Below are 13,517 nucleotides of genomic sequence, written 5' to 3' on the forward strand. Positions count from 1 at the left end.
ACGGGTGCGTCGATGGATCCACTCGGGACCGGCCCCGTTGTCCGAGCCCGGAGGAAGCCATGCCGGAGCTGTTCATCGGCGGCCACTGGACGACCGCCCTCGACGGACACAGCCGCGAGATCCGCTGCCCGGCGGACGGCTCACTGGTCGCGGTGGTCGACGAGGCGGGGCCGAAGGACGCCGCCGCCGCGGTGGCGGCCGCCCGGGACGCCTTCGACCGCGGATCGTGGCCCGGCACCCCGGCCGGTGACCGGGGCGGGCTGCTGCTGCGGGTGGCCGATCTGCTGGAGCGCGAGAAACCGACGCTCGCCCGCGCCGAGTCCCTTGACACCGGGAAGCGGCTGGTCGAGAGCGAGTACGACCTCGACGACATCGCGAACTGCTTCCGCTACTTCGGCACCCTCGCGTCCTCCGGGAGCGGCGGCCGCGTGGTGGAGGTGGGCAGTCCGGAGATCGACAGCAGAGTGGTGCACGAACCGGTCGGGGTGTGTGTGCTGATCACGCCCTGGAACTACCCGCTGCTCCAGACGGCCTGGAAGGTGGCGCCCGCGCTGGCCGCCGGGAACACCTTCGTCCTCAAACCCAGCGAGCTGACCCCGCACACCGCGATCCATCTGATGCGGCTGCTGACGGAGGCCGGGCTGCCGGGTGGCGCCGCCAATCTGATCCTGGGCTCGGGGGCCACCGCGGGCGCGCCGATGGTCACCGACGAACGCGTGGACATGGTGTCCTTCACCGGTGGAGTGGTCACCGGACGCTGGATCATGTCGGCCGTCGCGCCCACGGTGAAGAAGCTGGCCCTGGAGCTGGGCGGCAAGAACCCCAATATCGTCTTCACCGACTGCGATTTCGACACCGCGGTGGACTACGCGCTCACGGCGGTGTTCCTGCACTCCGGGCAGGTGTGCTCGGCCGGTGCCCGGCTGCTGGTGCAGGAGCAGCTGCATGACGCGTTCGTCGACGAGATCGTCCATCGGGCCCGGAACATCCGGCTGGGCGGGCCGTTCGACGAGAACGCCCGCACCGGGCCGCTGATCTCCGCCGAGCACCGCCAGAAGATCAGCGACTATGTGGCGGCGGGGCTCGACGAGGGCGCGGTGCTGCGCTGCGGCGGGACCCTGCCCGACGACCCGGACCTGGCGAAGGGCTTCTACTACCTGCCGACCGTGCTGGACGACTGCACCCCGGACATGTCGGTGGTGCAGGAAGAGTCCTTCGGCCCGGTGCTCACCGTGGAGCGGTTCCGGGACGAGGACGAGGCGGTGGCGCTCGCCAACGACACGGTGTACGGCCTGGCGGGCGGGGTGTGGACCCAGGACACCGAGAAGGCGCACCGGGTGGCGTCCCGGCTGCGGGCCGGGACCGTATGGATCAACGACTTCCATCCGTATGTCCCGCAGGCCGAGTGGGGCGGGATGAAGCGGTCCGGTGTCGGCCGGGAGCTGGGCCCGTCGGGGCTGCACGAGTACCAGGAGCTCAAGCACATCTGGCGCAACACCGCGCCCCGTCCGCAGCGGTGGTTCGATTGACGGCGACCGAGCCGGACGGACCGCCGCCGGAACCACGGCCGGACGGTGCGCACGACGACGACTCGCTCGCCGAGTTCGGCAACATCAACCAGCCGCAGATCTTCTCCGTGGTCACCAGCATCGCGATCATCATGATCTACTTCGCGTATCTGATGGTCACCCTGCCCATGCTGGTACGGCGGCTGAGGTGCCAATGGCGCCCGGCCGAGGACCGCTTCTCGCTGGGGCGGCTGGGCGTGCCGGTCAACGCGCTGGCCGTGCTGTGGGGCACCGCGATGACCGTCAACCTCGCCTGGCCCCGCGCCCAGGTCTACAACGCCACCGGACCGCAGCACTGGTATCTGCGCTGGGGCACGGTCCTGTTCGTCGGCGCGGTCGCGCTGGGCGGGTTCACCTACTACTGGTTCGTCCAGCGGGCCCGTACGGGTGTGCTCGCCGAACACGCGGCCGCCACCACCCCGTGAGGACGTGAGGAGAGGCCCCGTGGACCAGTTCGACTACGTGGTGGTCGGCGGCGGTACGGCCGGATCGGTGGTCGCCTCCCGGCTGTCCGAGGACCCCTCGGTGAGCGTCTGCCTGCTGGAGGCGGGACCGTCCGACCTCGGGGACGACAACATCCTGCGGCTGAACCGCTGGATGTGGCTGCTGGTGTCCGGCTACGACTGGGACTACCCGGTCGAACCGCAGGAGAAGGGCAACAGCTTTCTGCGCCACGCCCGCGCCAAGGTGCTCGGCGGCTGCTCCTCGCACAACTCCTGCATCGCCTTCTGGGCCCCCGCCGAGGACCTCGACGAATGGGCCGCCATGGGCCTGGACGGCTGGTCGGCCACCGACTGCTTCCCGCTCTTCCAGCGCCTCGAGGACAACGACGCGCCCGGCGACCACCACGGCCGCGGCGGCCCGGTCCGGATCCGCACCGTGCCGCCCGAGGACCCGTGCGGCAGGTCGGTGCTGGCGGCCTGTGAGGAGGTGGGCATCCCCATCACCCCGTTCAACACCGGGACGACGGTGGTGCGCGGAGCCCACTGGTTCCAGATCAACGCCCGTGAGGACGGCACCCGCTGCTCCGCCTCGGTGGCCTATCTCCACCCCGTCATGGACTCCCGGCCCAATCTGGAGGTGCGCACCGGACTCCAGGCCAGACGGCTGGTCCTGGACGAGGGCCGGCGCTGTACCGGGGTCGACTACCTGTCCCCCGATCTGATCCGCACCCTGAGGGTGCACGCCCGGCGCGAGGTCATCGTCTCCTGCGGCGTGATCGACACCCCGAAGCTGCTGATGCTCTCCGGGATCGGCCCGGCCGGACATCTGCGGGAGACGGGGGTGGAGGTGGTCGTGGACTCCCCCGGAGTCGGTGGCAACCTCCAGGACCACCCCGAGGGCGTCATCATGTGGAACGCCGAGCAACCCATGATCAAAAGCTCCACCCAGTGGTGGGAGATCGGCATCTTCACCGCCACCGAGCCCGATCTGGACCGCCCGGACCTGATGTTCCACTACGGTGCGACGCCCTTCGACCTGAACACCTACCGCCGTGGCTATCCCACCTCGGAGAACGCCTTCTGCCTCACCCCGAACGTCACCCGGGCCCGCTCCCGGGGCACCGTGCGGCTGGCCACCCGCGACTTCCGCGACAAGGCGCGCGTCGATCCCCGCTACTTCACCGACTCCTACGACATGGACATCATGACCCGCGGTCTGCTGCTGGCGCGCAAGATCGCCGCCCGGCCCGCACTGGCCATGTGGGCGGGCGCCGAACTGGCCCCCGGGCCCGATGTGAACAGCGGCGACGAGCTGGCCGGCTACATCCGCGAGACCCACAACACCGTCTACCACCCGGCGTGCACGGTGCGGATGGGCGCGCCCGACGACCCGGACGCCCCGCTGGATCCGGAACTGAGGGTCAAGGGGGTGACGGGGCTGCGGGTGGCGGACGGCTCGGCGATGCCGCGTCTCATCACCGTCAATCCGTGCATCACGACGATGATGATCGGCGAGAAGTGCGCGGAGATGATCAAGCAGACATGATCGAGCAGACCGAGGGCGCGCACAGGACACTCACTGACCGCCGCCGGGCGCTTCCAGGCGGGCGTCCGCGCCGCCCACCGGGGGTGGGCCTGACGCCGTGCGGAACCGGGCCTACGGCTGCCACTGCGGGCCCGTGCCGGTCCCCCTCGGCACCACCGCCTCGATCTTCGCCCGGATCTCCCGCATCACCGCGACGATCCGCTCCTCCCGCCCCTCCGTCAGCCGGGCCGTCGGCACCGAGCAGCTGATCGCGTCCACCGCCGGGACGTCGTACCGCAGGGCGAACCCGAAGCCCACGATGCCCAGGACCCCCTCCTCCCGGTCGATCGCGTGGCCCCGCTCCCGCACCTGCTTCAGATCGGCCAGGAGCGAGGCGCGGGTGCGGTGGGTGTTGGGCGTCGCCTGCTCCAACTCCCCGCTCATCAGCGGAAGTTCACCGTCGATCCGCTCGGCGAGCAGCGCCTTCCCCAGGGCCCCCACATGGGCCGGGAGCCGCCGCCCGACGCGACTGAAGGGGCGCAGGTACTCATGGGACTCCCGCGTGGCGAGGTAGACGACATCGCCGCCGTCCAGCCGGGCGAAGTGGATGGTCTCACCCAGCGCGTCGGACGCCTCGTCCAGATACGGCCGTGCCGCCCGCACCCGTGGGTCGCTGTCCAGATAGCTGGTGCCGGTGAGCAGCGCGCGGATGCCGATGCCGTACAGCGAGCCGGTGACGTCGGTGCGCACCCAGCCGCGGTCGATCAGGGTCTTGAGGAGAGCGTACATACTGCTGCGCGGGACGCCGAGCTCCTCGGCGAGCTCGCGCAGCCGGGCCGGCTGGTCACCGCGCGCGGCGAGCAGCTCCAGCAGTTCCACGGTGCGGCCCGCGGACTTCACTTCGCGCACCCCACCGGTTTCCGCCATGGCTCACATCGTAACTGTCGCCGTACACCTTGACGTTGAACCGATTCAAGGCTTCCATCGTGGGGCCAAGACGCCTGGGAGCGCTCCCAGACGCCAGTTTCATCCACTCCCTCCCCCGAGAGGACCCCCATGCGATCGATCCCGCACTCCTTACGCAGACTCTTGCTTCTTGTCATGACCGCGTCGCTCTGCGCGCTGGGGCTGAGTCTCGGCGTCACCTCCACCGCACGGGCGGCGGCCCTGGGGAACGGCTCGGTGACCGACCCCAACATCGTCTACACCGGCCGCTGGGACCTCGGTTCCGCCACCGCCGCCGTCCCCAACTGGACCGGCGGCTACCTCCAGACGGCGTTCACCGGCACCACCGTGAAGGTCAAGGCCCGCGAGGCGGTGAACTTCTACGCGAGCGTGGACGGCGGCCCCGATGTCTTCTACGCGGGCGTCAAGGGCACCGTCACCCTCACCCCCCAGCCGCTCCCCCAGGGCACCCACACCCTCCGTGTCTCCTACCGCTCCGGCGACACCGTCTTCCAGGGCCTGGTCCTGGACACGGGCGCGGGCACGGTCGCCCCGCGCGTCCCGTCCGGGCTCATCGAGTTCGTGGGCGACTCCATCACCGCGGGCGCCCTCACCGACCGGCTCGCGCTGGACTCGTACGGCTGGAAGACCGGCGAGCGGCTGGGAATGCGGCACACCCAGATCGCCCGCTCGGGCTACTGCCTGGTCGGCAAGGACGGCTGTGCGGGGCTGGCCACGCAGTTCTTCAAGACGGCCTCGACCGGCGACCAGAACTGGGACTTCTCCCGCTACCAGGCCAGTGCGGTGGTCATCAACCTGGGCACCAATGACATCGGGCACGGCGTCACCGGCGCCGAGTTCCAGTCCGCGTACACCGGCCTCCTCCGCGACATCCGCGCGAAGTACCCGAACGCGGCGCTCTTCGCCGTCCAGACCCTCAAGAAGCGCTATGTGACGGAGACCAAGGCGGCCGTGAGCGCGCGCAACGCGGCCGGTGACGCCAAGGTGAGCCATGTCGACACCACCGGCTGGCTCACCGACGGCACGGACTACGAGGACGGCAACGGCCACCCCAACGAGGCGGGGCACACCAAGTTCGCCGACCGCCTGGCCCCGATCATCGCCGCGAAGCTCGGCACCGCACTCGGCTCCGCGCCCCTCAAGGCCGCCGCGCCCGGCCGGCCGGGCGACCCCAACATCCGGTTCACCGGCCGCTGGGACACCAAGAGCTCGGCCGCCGCCTACACCCCCTACTGGGCGGGCGCGTACTTCCGCACCGGCTTCACCGGCCGCACCGTCAAGCTCGAGCAGCGCAACGCCATCGACCTGTGGGCCAGCATCGACGGCGGCCCCGCCACCTTCTACGACGAGGCCAAGGGCACGGTGAACCTCACCCCGGCCCCGCTCGCCGCCGGAAACCACACCCTCCAGGTCAACTACCAGGTGGTCGCGGGCTCCTACCACGGTGACGCGGTCTTCCAGGGCCTGACCCTGGACAGCGGCGCCACCACCTTCACGCCGCCCACCCCCAAGAACCTGATCGAATTCGTCGGCGACTCGATCACCGTCGGTACCACCACCTCGCAGAACGCCCGCACCGCCTACGGATGGCTCATCGGCGAACGGCTCGGCGCCGACCACACCCAGATCGCCCAGGGCGGCGCGGCCCTGGTGGACACGGCGGACGACCGGATGAGCCTGGAGCAGCAGTTCACCAAGCTCAACCCGAACGCCGCCACGCCCGACTGGGACTTCACCCGCTACCAGGCGAGCGCGGTGGTCATCAACCTCGGCACCAACGATGTGGGCCGCGGTGTGACCTCGGCGCAGTTCCAGGCGTCCTACGCCAGCCTGCTGCGCAAGGTCCGCACCGCCTACCCGAACGCCTGGATCTTCGCGCTGCGCACCTTCAGCGGCCGGTTCGGCGCCGAGACCAAGGCCGCCGTGACCGCCTCCGGCGATGCCAGGGCCTCCTACGTCGACACCACCGGCTGGCTCGCCGCCGACGACCTCTCGGACTCCGTGCACCCCAATGACAAGGGCCACCGCACCATCACCGACCGCCTGGCACCGGTCATCTCTGCCAAGCTCCAGGCATGACCACGCCTCATTCCGTCGACCATGACCTCATCCAGGCCGCCACCCAGGTGGCGGCCACCCGCAGCCGGGGCGACAACCACACCGTGGCGGCGGCGGCCCGCGACCGGGACGGGCGGATCATCACCGCGATGAACGCCTACCACTTCACCGGCGGCCCCTGCGCCGAACTCGTCGTGATCGGCGCGGCGGCCGCCCAGGGCGCGTACGACCTGGTGACCATGGTCGCCGTGGGCGACCGCGGCCGCGGGGTGATCCCTCCCTGCGGCCGGTGCCGCCAGATGATGCTCGACTACTTCCCGGACCTCCGCGTCATCGTCGGGTCGGGCGAGCGCCCGCGCGCCGTGCCCGTCGCCGATCTGCTCCCGGAGAGCTACCGCTGGGCCGACCACCAGGAGGAGAACGACGGCGGCCCTACGCCCTGACCGCCTCCCGGGACTACCGCATGTGAGCCGCCACGACCCAGGGTGACCAGCCGTTTGTCCCGTTTGGACGGCGCGGGGAACGGTACTCGGGAGCCATGGTTCGATGGGGATACACGATGATGACCGAGCAGGCCGGACCACGTCAGCTCGTCGACGACGTGGTCCGGGCCGAGCAGGTCGGGTTCGACTTCTCGGTGACCTCCGACCACTACTTCCCGTGGCTGGACTCCCAGGGGCACGCCCCGTACGCCTGGAGCGTGCTGGGCGCCGCCGCGCAGGCCACCTCCTCGATCCCGCTGACCACGTATGTCACCTGCCCCACCGTGCGCTACCACCCGGCGGTGGTGGCGCAGAAGGCGGCGACGCTCCAGCTGCTGTCCGAGGGGCGGTTCCGGCTGGGGCTCGGGTCCGGCGAGAACCTGAACGAGCATGTGGTCGGGCAGGGCTGGCCGTCGGCGGATGTGCGGCACGAGATGCTGGAAGAGGCGATCGAGATCATCCGGGCGCTGTTCGGCGGTGGCTACGTCACCCACCACGGCACCCACTACGACGTCGACTCGGCGAAGCTGTGGGATCTGCCGGACCAGCCGCCGCCCATCGGGGTGGCCGTCTCCGGACCGCAGTCCTGCCGGCTGGCCGGGCGGCTGGCCGACATCCTGATCGCCGTGGAGCCCAAGTCCGAGCTGCTGGCGGACTTCGAGGCGAACGGCGGCGGCGGGAAGCCACGGATCGGGCAGATCCCGGTCTGTTACGACCCCGACCGGGACGCGGCGATCGCCCGCGCCCATGACCAGTTCCGCTGGTTCGGGGGCGGCTGGAAGGTCAACTCGGAGCTGCCGGGGCCCGCCTCCTTCGCGGGCGCCACCCAGTTCGTCCGGCCCGAGGACGTGGCCGCGTCCATTCCGTGCGGCGATGACGTCGAGGAGTTCACCGAGCTGATCCGGCCCTTCGTCGACGCGGGCTTCACGGATGTCGCCCTCGTCCAGATCGGCGGCGACCATCAGCGGCCGTTCCTGGACTGGGCCGAGAAGCAGTTGCTGCCCGCGCTCAGGGAGCTGTAGCCCGGGGAGTTCCAGGAGAGTCCGCGCGCCGTACGAAGAGTTCGTGCAGATCGCGTACGGCGCGCGGCACCGAGCCCGAGCGGCGGCGCTGGATCATCAGCAGCACCTCGGTGGCCTCGCCGTCCGCGAGCGGCCGGTGAGTGATCGCGCCCCCGCGCTCCAGGGGGTCACCGATGACGCTGAAGTCGGGGAGCACGGTGACGCCGAGCCCCTCGGCCACCATCAGCTTGCCCATCTCGGCGCCGTCGGTGGAGTACGAGAAGGACGGGGTGCGCCCGGCCAGCAGCCGGTGGATGAAGCGGTGCATCAGATAGCCGGAGCGCATCACGATCAGCGGCTCCCGCCCGTCCAGCAGATCCGCCGCGCTCACCGTCGGCCGGGCGGCCAGCGGGCTGTCCGGGCGCAGACAGACCACCGGGCGGCCGCGCAGCAGCTCGGTGGTCTTCAGGGTGGGCGGAACGTCGTCACCCTGGAGGCAGTTGACCAGGCCCAGGTCGAAACTCCCCTCCAGCAGCGCCCGGTGGATCTCGGCCTGCTGCGCGCCCACCACCTCGACCTGGGTCACCGGGTGGGTGGCGCGGAACTCCCGGACGGCCGGGATCAGCAGCGGGACGGTCGCGGTGTTGACCGTGCCCAGCCGGATCATCCGGCTGACCCGGTGCTGGTCCCCGGCGGCGCCGCGCAGCCGGTCGACGGCCTCGATGACGCTGGCGATATGCGGCAGCAGCTCCCGTCCCTCCGCGCTGATCGTCGCGCCGGAGCGCTTGCGCTCCAGCAGATCCACGCCGAGTTCGCGTTCGAGATTGCGCACCGTCTCGCTGAGCGCCGGCTGGGACAGATGCAGTTCCTCGGCGGCGCGGCGGAGCGATCCGAGGCGGGTGACGGCGGCGATGTATTCCAGCTGTTCAATTCGCACACGCCGCACCATGCCCGCCGAGCTCTCCCGCTTCAAGGGGATCCCTATCACGGTCTCATGAATACCGACTCACTCCCCGGCCCGGGTCCCGGGTAATCTCGAGGCGGGCGCCGCGGAATTCCGCGGCGCGGCCCGCGCGTCCGGGATATGGAATGGCACCCGGGCCTTCTTGACCGGCAGGACTTCCCCCTGGTTGGATCGGTGACATGAAGCGACAGGACCTCACGCGGCGACGCCATGTCGACCTCGCGCGTGTCTCCAGCGCGTCCTGTTGCTGTCCGGTCTGACCCGCCATACGGGTCCGAGCGAGCCCTGAGGGATCGCCTCCGCTTCGCTCCCCGTCGCCTCCCATGATCGGGAAAGGCTTTTAGCCGCCGCCATCGAGAAATGCGGCCGCGCTGCCCCGCCTTCGGCGCCCCTTCGCGCTCCCGGTCTTTCCGCGCCCCTGCCACGGTGAATTCCGCTCGCCGCCGGGGCGCCGATTCCCCATGCCCGCAATTGCTCCACCGGGAGTTCCCCATGCCCGCAGAACCCCTCCGTTTCGCCTATTGGGTGCCCAATGTCAGCGGCGGCCTGGTCACCAGCACCATCGAGCAGCGCACCGACTGGGGCTATGACTACAACCGCGACCTGGCCGTGCTCGCCGAGAACAACGGCTTCGACTACGCCCTCTCCCAGGTCCGCTACATGGCCAGCTACGGCGCCGAGTACCAGCACGAGTCCACCAGCTTCAGCCTCGCGCTGCTGCTGGCCACCCAGCGGCTGAAGGTCATCGCCGCCGTCCACCCCGGGCTGTGGCACCCGGGCGTCCTGGCCAAGCTGGGCGCCACCGCCGATCACCTGTCCGACGGGCGGTTCGCGGTGAACGTGGTCAGCGGCTGGTTCAAGGGTGAGTTCACCGCGCTGGGCGAGCCCTGGCTGGAGCACGACGAGCGCTACCGCCGCTCGGAGGAGTTCATCCGGGCGCTGCGCGCCATCTGGACGCAAGACCACGCCGAACTGGCCGGGGACTTCTACCGGATCCGTGACTTCTCCCTCAAGCCCAAGCCGCTGAGCAGCCCCGAACGCCCGCATCCGGAGATCTTCCAGGGCGGCAACTCCACCGCCGCCCGCGCCATGGCGGGCCGGGTCTCCGACTGGTACTTCAGCAACGGCAAGGACTTCGACGGCGTCACCGAGCAGATCCGGGACGTCCGCGCCTCCGCCGCCACCGCCGGCCGCCCCGCGCCCGGCTTCGCCCTCAACGCCTTCCTCATCGCCCGCGACACCGAGGCCGAGGCCCGCGAGACCCTCCGCGAGATCGTCGCCAAGGCCGATACCGAGGCCGTGGCCGGATTCCGTGGCGCCGTCCAGCAGGCGGGCCGGTCCACCGCCGACGGCAAGGGCATGTGGCAGGACTCCTCGTTCGAGGACCTGGTCCAGTACAACGACGGCTTCCGTACGGGGCTGATCGGCACTCCCGAGCAGATCGCCGAGCGCATCGTGGCCTACAAGCGGCTCGGCGTGAACCTCTTCCTCCTGGGCTTCCTGCACTACCTGGAGGAGGTCGAGTACTTCGGCGAGCGGGTGCTGCCGCTGGTCCGCGAGCTCGAAGCGGAGCTGCCGGAGCCCGTGCCCGCGCTCACCTGACCGCCACCGTTCCCACCGGCTCCCGATCCCACCGCCTCGACCCCACCGCCTCCACCGCATCACGAAGGGTTGCTCATGGCCACCGTCCTGTCCCTCTCCGGCTCCCCCTCCGCCACCTCGCGCACCGCCCGGCTGCTGCGCCATCTGGACGCCCGGCTGACCGCCCAGGGCCATCATGTGGTCCCGCTCGACGTCCGCACGCTGCCCGCCGCCGCGCTGCTCGGCGCGGACTTCTCGCACCCGGCCATCGTCCGGGCCAAGGCGCTGGTCGAGCAGGCGGACGGGCTCGTGGTGGGGACGCCGGTCTACAAGGCCGCCTACTCCGGGCTACTGAAGTCCCTGCTGGACCTGTTGCCGCAGTACGCGCTCGCGGGCAAGACCGTGCTCCCGCTGGCCACCGGTGGCACCACCGCCCACGTCCTGGCCATCGACTACGCGCTGCGGCCGGTGCTGTCCTCCATGGGCGCGGCCCATATCGTCCAGGGCTGGTTCACCCTGGACAAGGACATCACGGTGGAGCCGGACGGCGGGGTGAGCGTGGCGGCGGGGGCCGCCGAGGCGCTGGAGCAGGTGGTCGACCAGTTCTCGGTGGCGCTCGGTCACACCACCGTACTGGCCGCGGCGAGCTGACCGTGTCGTCCCTGCCCGAGCCCGCCCATGTCATCGCCGATGACACCGAGGCGCTGAAGGTGGCCGCGGCGCTGGCCGAGGAGTTCCGTACGGGCGCCGCCGAGCGCGACGCACAACGCAGGCTGCCGCGGGCCGAACTGGACCGGCTGTCCGCGTCCGGGCTCCTGGCCATCACGGTCCCGGCCGGGTACGGCGGTGCGGATGTGTCCGCCGTGACCCTCGCCGAGGTGTTCCGGCTGCTCGCGGCCGCCGACGCCAGCCTCGCCCAGATCCCGCAGAGCCACTTCGTGTACCTCAATGTGCTGCGCCGTCAGGGCACGGAAGGCCAGCAGGCGTTCTTCTTCGGCGAGGTGCTGGCGGGGAAGCGGTTCGGCAACGCCCAGTCCGAGGCGGGCACCAAGCACCTCCAGGACATCCGCACCCGCCTCGCCCCGGCCGCCGACGGCTCGTACACCCTGACCGGTGTCAAGCACTACTCCACCGGTGCGCTGTTCGCCGACTGGATCCCGGTGCTGGCCCGCGCGGAGAACGACGATCTCCATGTGGCCTATGTGCCACGGGACGCGCCCGGTCTGACCGTCGTGGACGACTGGGACGGCATGGGCCAGCGGACGACCGCGAGCGGCACCGTCCGGCTGGAGGCCGTGCCGGTGCCGGCCGACCGGGCCGTACCGCACCACCTCACCTTCACCGGGCCCCAACTGCACGGCGCTATCGCGCAGTTGCTGCACGCGGCCATCGACGCGGGGATCGCCTCGGGGGCGCTGGCGGAGGCGGTGACGTTCGTCCGCACCAAGAGCCGCCCCTGGTTCGAGAGCGGCTTCGAGACCGCCGCCGAGGATCCGCTGCTCATCCAGCGCTTCGGTGAGCTGGCCCTCCAGGTCCGAGGCGCCGAGGCCCTGCTGTCCGCCGCCGCGCGGGCCGTGGACACCGCCCGTGACCACCTCGACGACGACACCGCAGCCGAGGCGTCGATCGCGGTGGCCGCGGCGAAGGTGGCGGCGGCCAACGCGGCCGTGGAGACCGGCGGTTCGCTGTTCGAGGTCTCCGGCACCCGCTCGGCCCTGGACGCCCTGGGCCTGCACCGCCACTGGCGGGACGCCCGTACGCACACCCTGCACGACCCGGCCCGCTGGAAGGTCCAGCACATCGGCCGCTATGTGCTGAACGGAACGAGACCACCCCGCCACGGCCTCCTGTAGCCCCCGCCACCGCACCACCTGAACGGAGTCGCACCATGTCCCTCACCTTCCACTGGTTCCTGCCCACCAACGGCGACAGCCGCCATGTCGTCGGCGGTGGCCATGGCACCCCCGTCACCTCGGCCGGAGGGGACCGCCCGCCGTCCGTCGGCTATCTCTCCCAGATCGCCCGCGCCGCCGAACACCTCGGCTTCGCCGGCGCGCTCACCCCGACCGGCGCCTGGTGCGAGGACGCCTGGCTGACCACCGCGATGGTCAGCCAGCACACCGAGCGGCTGAAGTTCCTGGTGGCCTTCCGCCCCGGCTTCCTCTCGCCCACCTTCGCCGCCCAGATGGCCTCCACCTACCAGCGGCAGACCGGCGGACGGCTGATGCTCAACGTGGTCACCGGCGGCGAGAGCCAGGAGCAGCGCGGCTACGGCGACTTCCTTGACAAGGAAGCCCGCTACGCCCGCACCGGCGAGTTCCTGGGCATCGTCCGCGATCTGTGGGACGGCAAGACCGTCGACCTCACCGGGGAACACCTCCATGTCGAGGGCGCCAAGCTGGCCCGGCTCCCCGACCCGATCCCCGAGGTCTACTTCGGCGGCTCCTCCCCCGCCGCTGGCCAGGTCGCCGCCCGCCACTCCGATGTCTACCTCACCTGGGGGGAGCCGCCCGCCCAGGTGGCCCAGAAGATCGCCTGGATCCGCTCCCTCGCCGCCGAGCAGGGCCGTACGCTCCGCTTCGGCATCCGGCTGCACGTCATCACCCGCGACACCGCCGAGCAGGCATGGGCCGAGGCGCGCCGGCTGCTCGACGGCTTCGACCCGGAGACCGTACGCTCCATCCAGAACGGCCTCGGCCGCAGCGAGTCCGAGGGCCAGCAGCGCATGCTCGCGCTGCACGGCGGCAGCCTGGACAACCTCGAGATCTACCCCAACCTCTGGGCCGGTGTCGGCCTGGTGCGCGGTGGCGCGGGCACGGCGCTGGTGGGCAGCCACGCCGAGGTGGCCGAGCGGATCGCCGAATACCACCGCCTCGGCATCGACGAGTTCATCCTGTCCGGCTATCCGCACCTGGAGGAGGCGTACTGG

General features: G+C 70.9%; 11 protein-coding genes and 1 pseudogene. 10 read left to right on the forward strand and 2 right to left on the reverse strand.

Annotated elements, in window-relative coordinates; translation table 11 throughout:
- Nucleotides 1–59: 59 nt before the first annotated feature.
- The 3 genes and pseudogenes from GWI24_RS28635 to GWI24_RS28645 all read left to right on the forward strand — a co-directional run bounded on the left by GWI24_RS28635 (nucleotide 60) and on the right by GWI24_RS28645 (nucleotide 3,557).
- Nucleotides 60–1,529, forward strand: coding sequence for an aldehyde dehydrogenase family protein (locus GWI24_RS28635; RefSeq protein ID WP_210948782.1), 1,470 nt, complete (start codon nucleotides 60–62; stop codon nucleotides 1,527–1,529).
- Between the two features lie 80 nt (nucleotides 1,530–1,609).
- Nucleotides 1,610–1,993, forward strand: a pseudogene (locus tag GWI24_RS28640) (amino acid permease); the annotation flags it as partial.
- A gap of 19 nt (nucleotides 1,994–2,012) precedes the next feature.
- On the forward strand, nucleotides 2,013–3,557 hold the full coding sequence (locus GWI24_RS28645; protein ID WP_210948783.1) for a GMC family oxidoreductase: 1,545 nt from the start codon (nucleotides 2,013–2,015) through the stop codon (nucleotides 3,555–3,557).
- Between the two features lie 111 nt (nucleotides 3,558–3,668).
- Here GWI24_RS28645 and GWI24_RS28650 read toward each other — a convergent pair whose 3' ends face one another.
- Nucleotides 3,669–4,463 (reverse strand): IclR family transcriptional regulator, encoded by a 795-nt coding sequence (locus GWI24_RS28650; RefSeq protein WP_210948784.1) that lies wholly within the window; start codon nucleotides 4,461–4,463, stop codon nucleotides 3,669–3,671.
- Between the two features lie 174 nt (nucleotides 4,464–4,637).
- Between GWI24_RS28650 and GWI24_RS28655 the strand changes: the two genes are divergently transcribed.
- The 3 genes from GWI24_RS28655 (at nucleotide 4,638) to GWI24_RS28665 (ending at nucleotide 8,064) form a co-directional block, all read left to right on the forward strand.
- Nucleotides 4,638–6,581 (forward strand): GDSL-type esterase/lipase family protein, encoded by a 1,944-nt coding sequence (locus tag GWI24_RS28655; RefSeq protein WP_247617009.1) that lies wholly within the window; start codon nucleotides 4,638–4,640, stop codon nucleotides 6,579–6,581.
- Nucleotides 6,578–7,003 (forward strand): cytidine deaminase, encoded by a 426-nt coding sequence (locus GWI24_RS28660; protein ID WP_210948786.1) that lies wholly within the window; start codon nucleotides 6,578–6,580, stop codon nucleotides 7,001–7,003. Before GWI24_RS28655 ends, GWI24_RS28660 begins: the two co-directional genes overlap by 4 nt.
- Before the next feature lie 95 nt (nucleotides 7,004–7,098).
- Nucleotides 7,099–8,064, forward strand: a complete 966-nt coding sequence (locus tag GWI24_RS28665) for an LLM class F420-dependent oxidoreductase (RefSeq protein ID WP_210948787.1) — start codon at nucleotides 7,099–7,101, stop codon at nucleotides 8,062–8,064.
- Here the strand turns inward: GWI24_RS28665 and GWI24_RS28670 are convergent.
- Complete coding sequence (locus GWI24_RS28670) at nucleotides 8,051–8,980, reverse strand: LysR family transcriptional regulator (RefSeq protein WP_210948788.1); 930 nt, start codon at nucleotides 8,978–8,980, stop codon at nucleotides 8,051–8,053. The genes GWI24_RS28665 and GWI24_RS28670 overlap by 14 nt on opposite strands.
- A 519-nt stretch (nucleotides 8,981–9,499) precedes the next feature.
- Between GWI24_RS28670 and sfnG the strand changes: the two genes are divergently transcribed.
- The 4 genes from sfnG to GWI24_RS28690 form a co-directional block, all read left to right on the forward strand.
- Nucleotides 9,500–10,609: a dimethylsulfone monooxygenase SfnG gene (gene sfnG / locus GWI24_RS28675; protein WP_210948789.1), complete on the forward strand. Its 1,110-nt coding sequence runs from the start codon at nucleotides 9,500–9,502 to the stop codon at nucleotides 10,607–10,609.
- Between the two features lie 75 nt (nucleotides 10,610–10,684).
- Nucleotides 10,685–11,239 carry an NADPH-dependent FMN reductase gene (gene ssuE / locus GWI24_RS28680; protein ID WP_210948790.1) on the forward strand — a complete coding sequence of 185 codons (555 nt, stop codon included), beginning with the start codon at nucleotides 10,685–10,687 and terminating at the stop codon, nucleotides 11,237–11,239.
- A 2-nt stretch (nucleotides 11,240–11,241) separates the two neighbouring features.
- Complete coding sequence (locus GWI24_RS28685) at nucleotides 11,242–12,441, forward strand: SfnB family sulfur acquisition oxidoreductase (protein ID WP_210948791.1); 1,200 nt, start codon at nucleotides 11,242–11,244, stop codon at nucleotides 12,439–12,441.
- 35 nt (nucleotides 12,442–12,476) lie between these two features.
- Nucleotides 12,477–13,517: LLM class flavin-dependent oxidoreductase (locus GWI24_RS28690; protein ID WP_210948792.1), on the forward strand; the 1,041-nt coding region annotated here is incomplete at its 3' end.

It is taken from the genome of Streptomyces sp. MK37H, assembly GCF_018035285.1.
GTDB classification, from domain to species: Bacteria; Actinomycetota; Actinomycetes; order Streptomycetales; family Streptomycetaceae; genus Streptomyces; species Streptomyces endocoffeicus.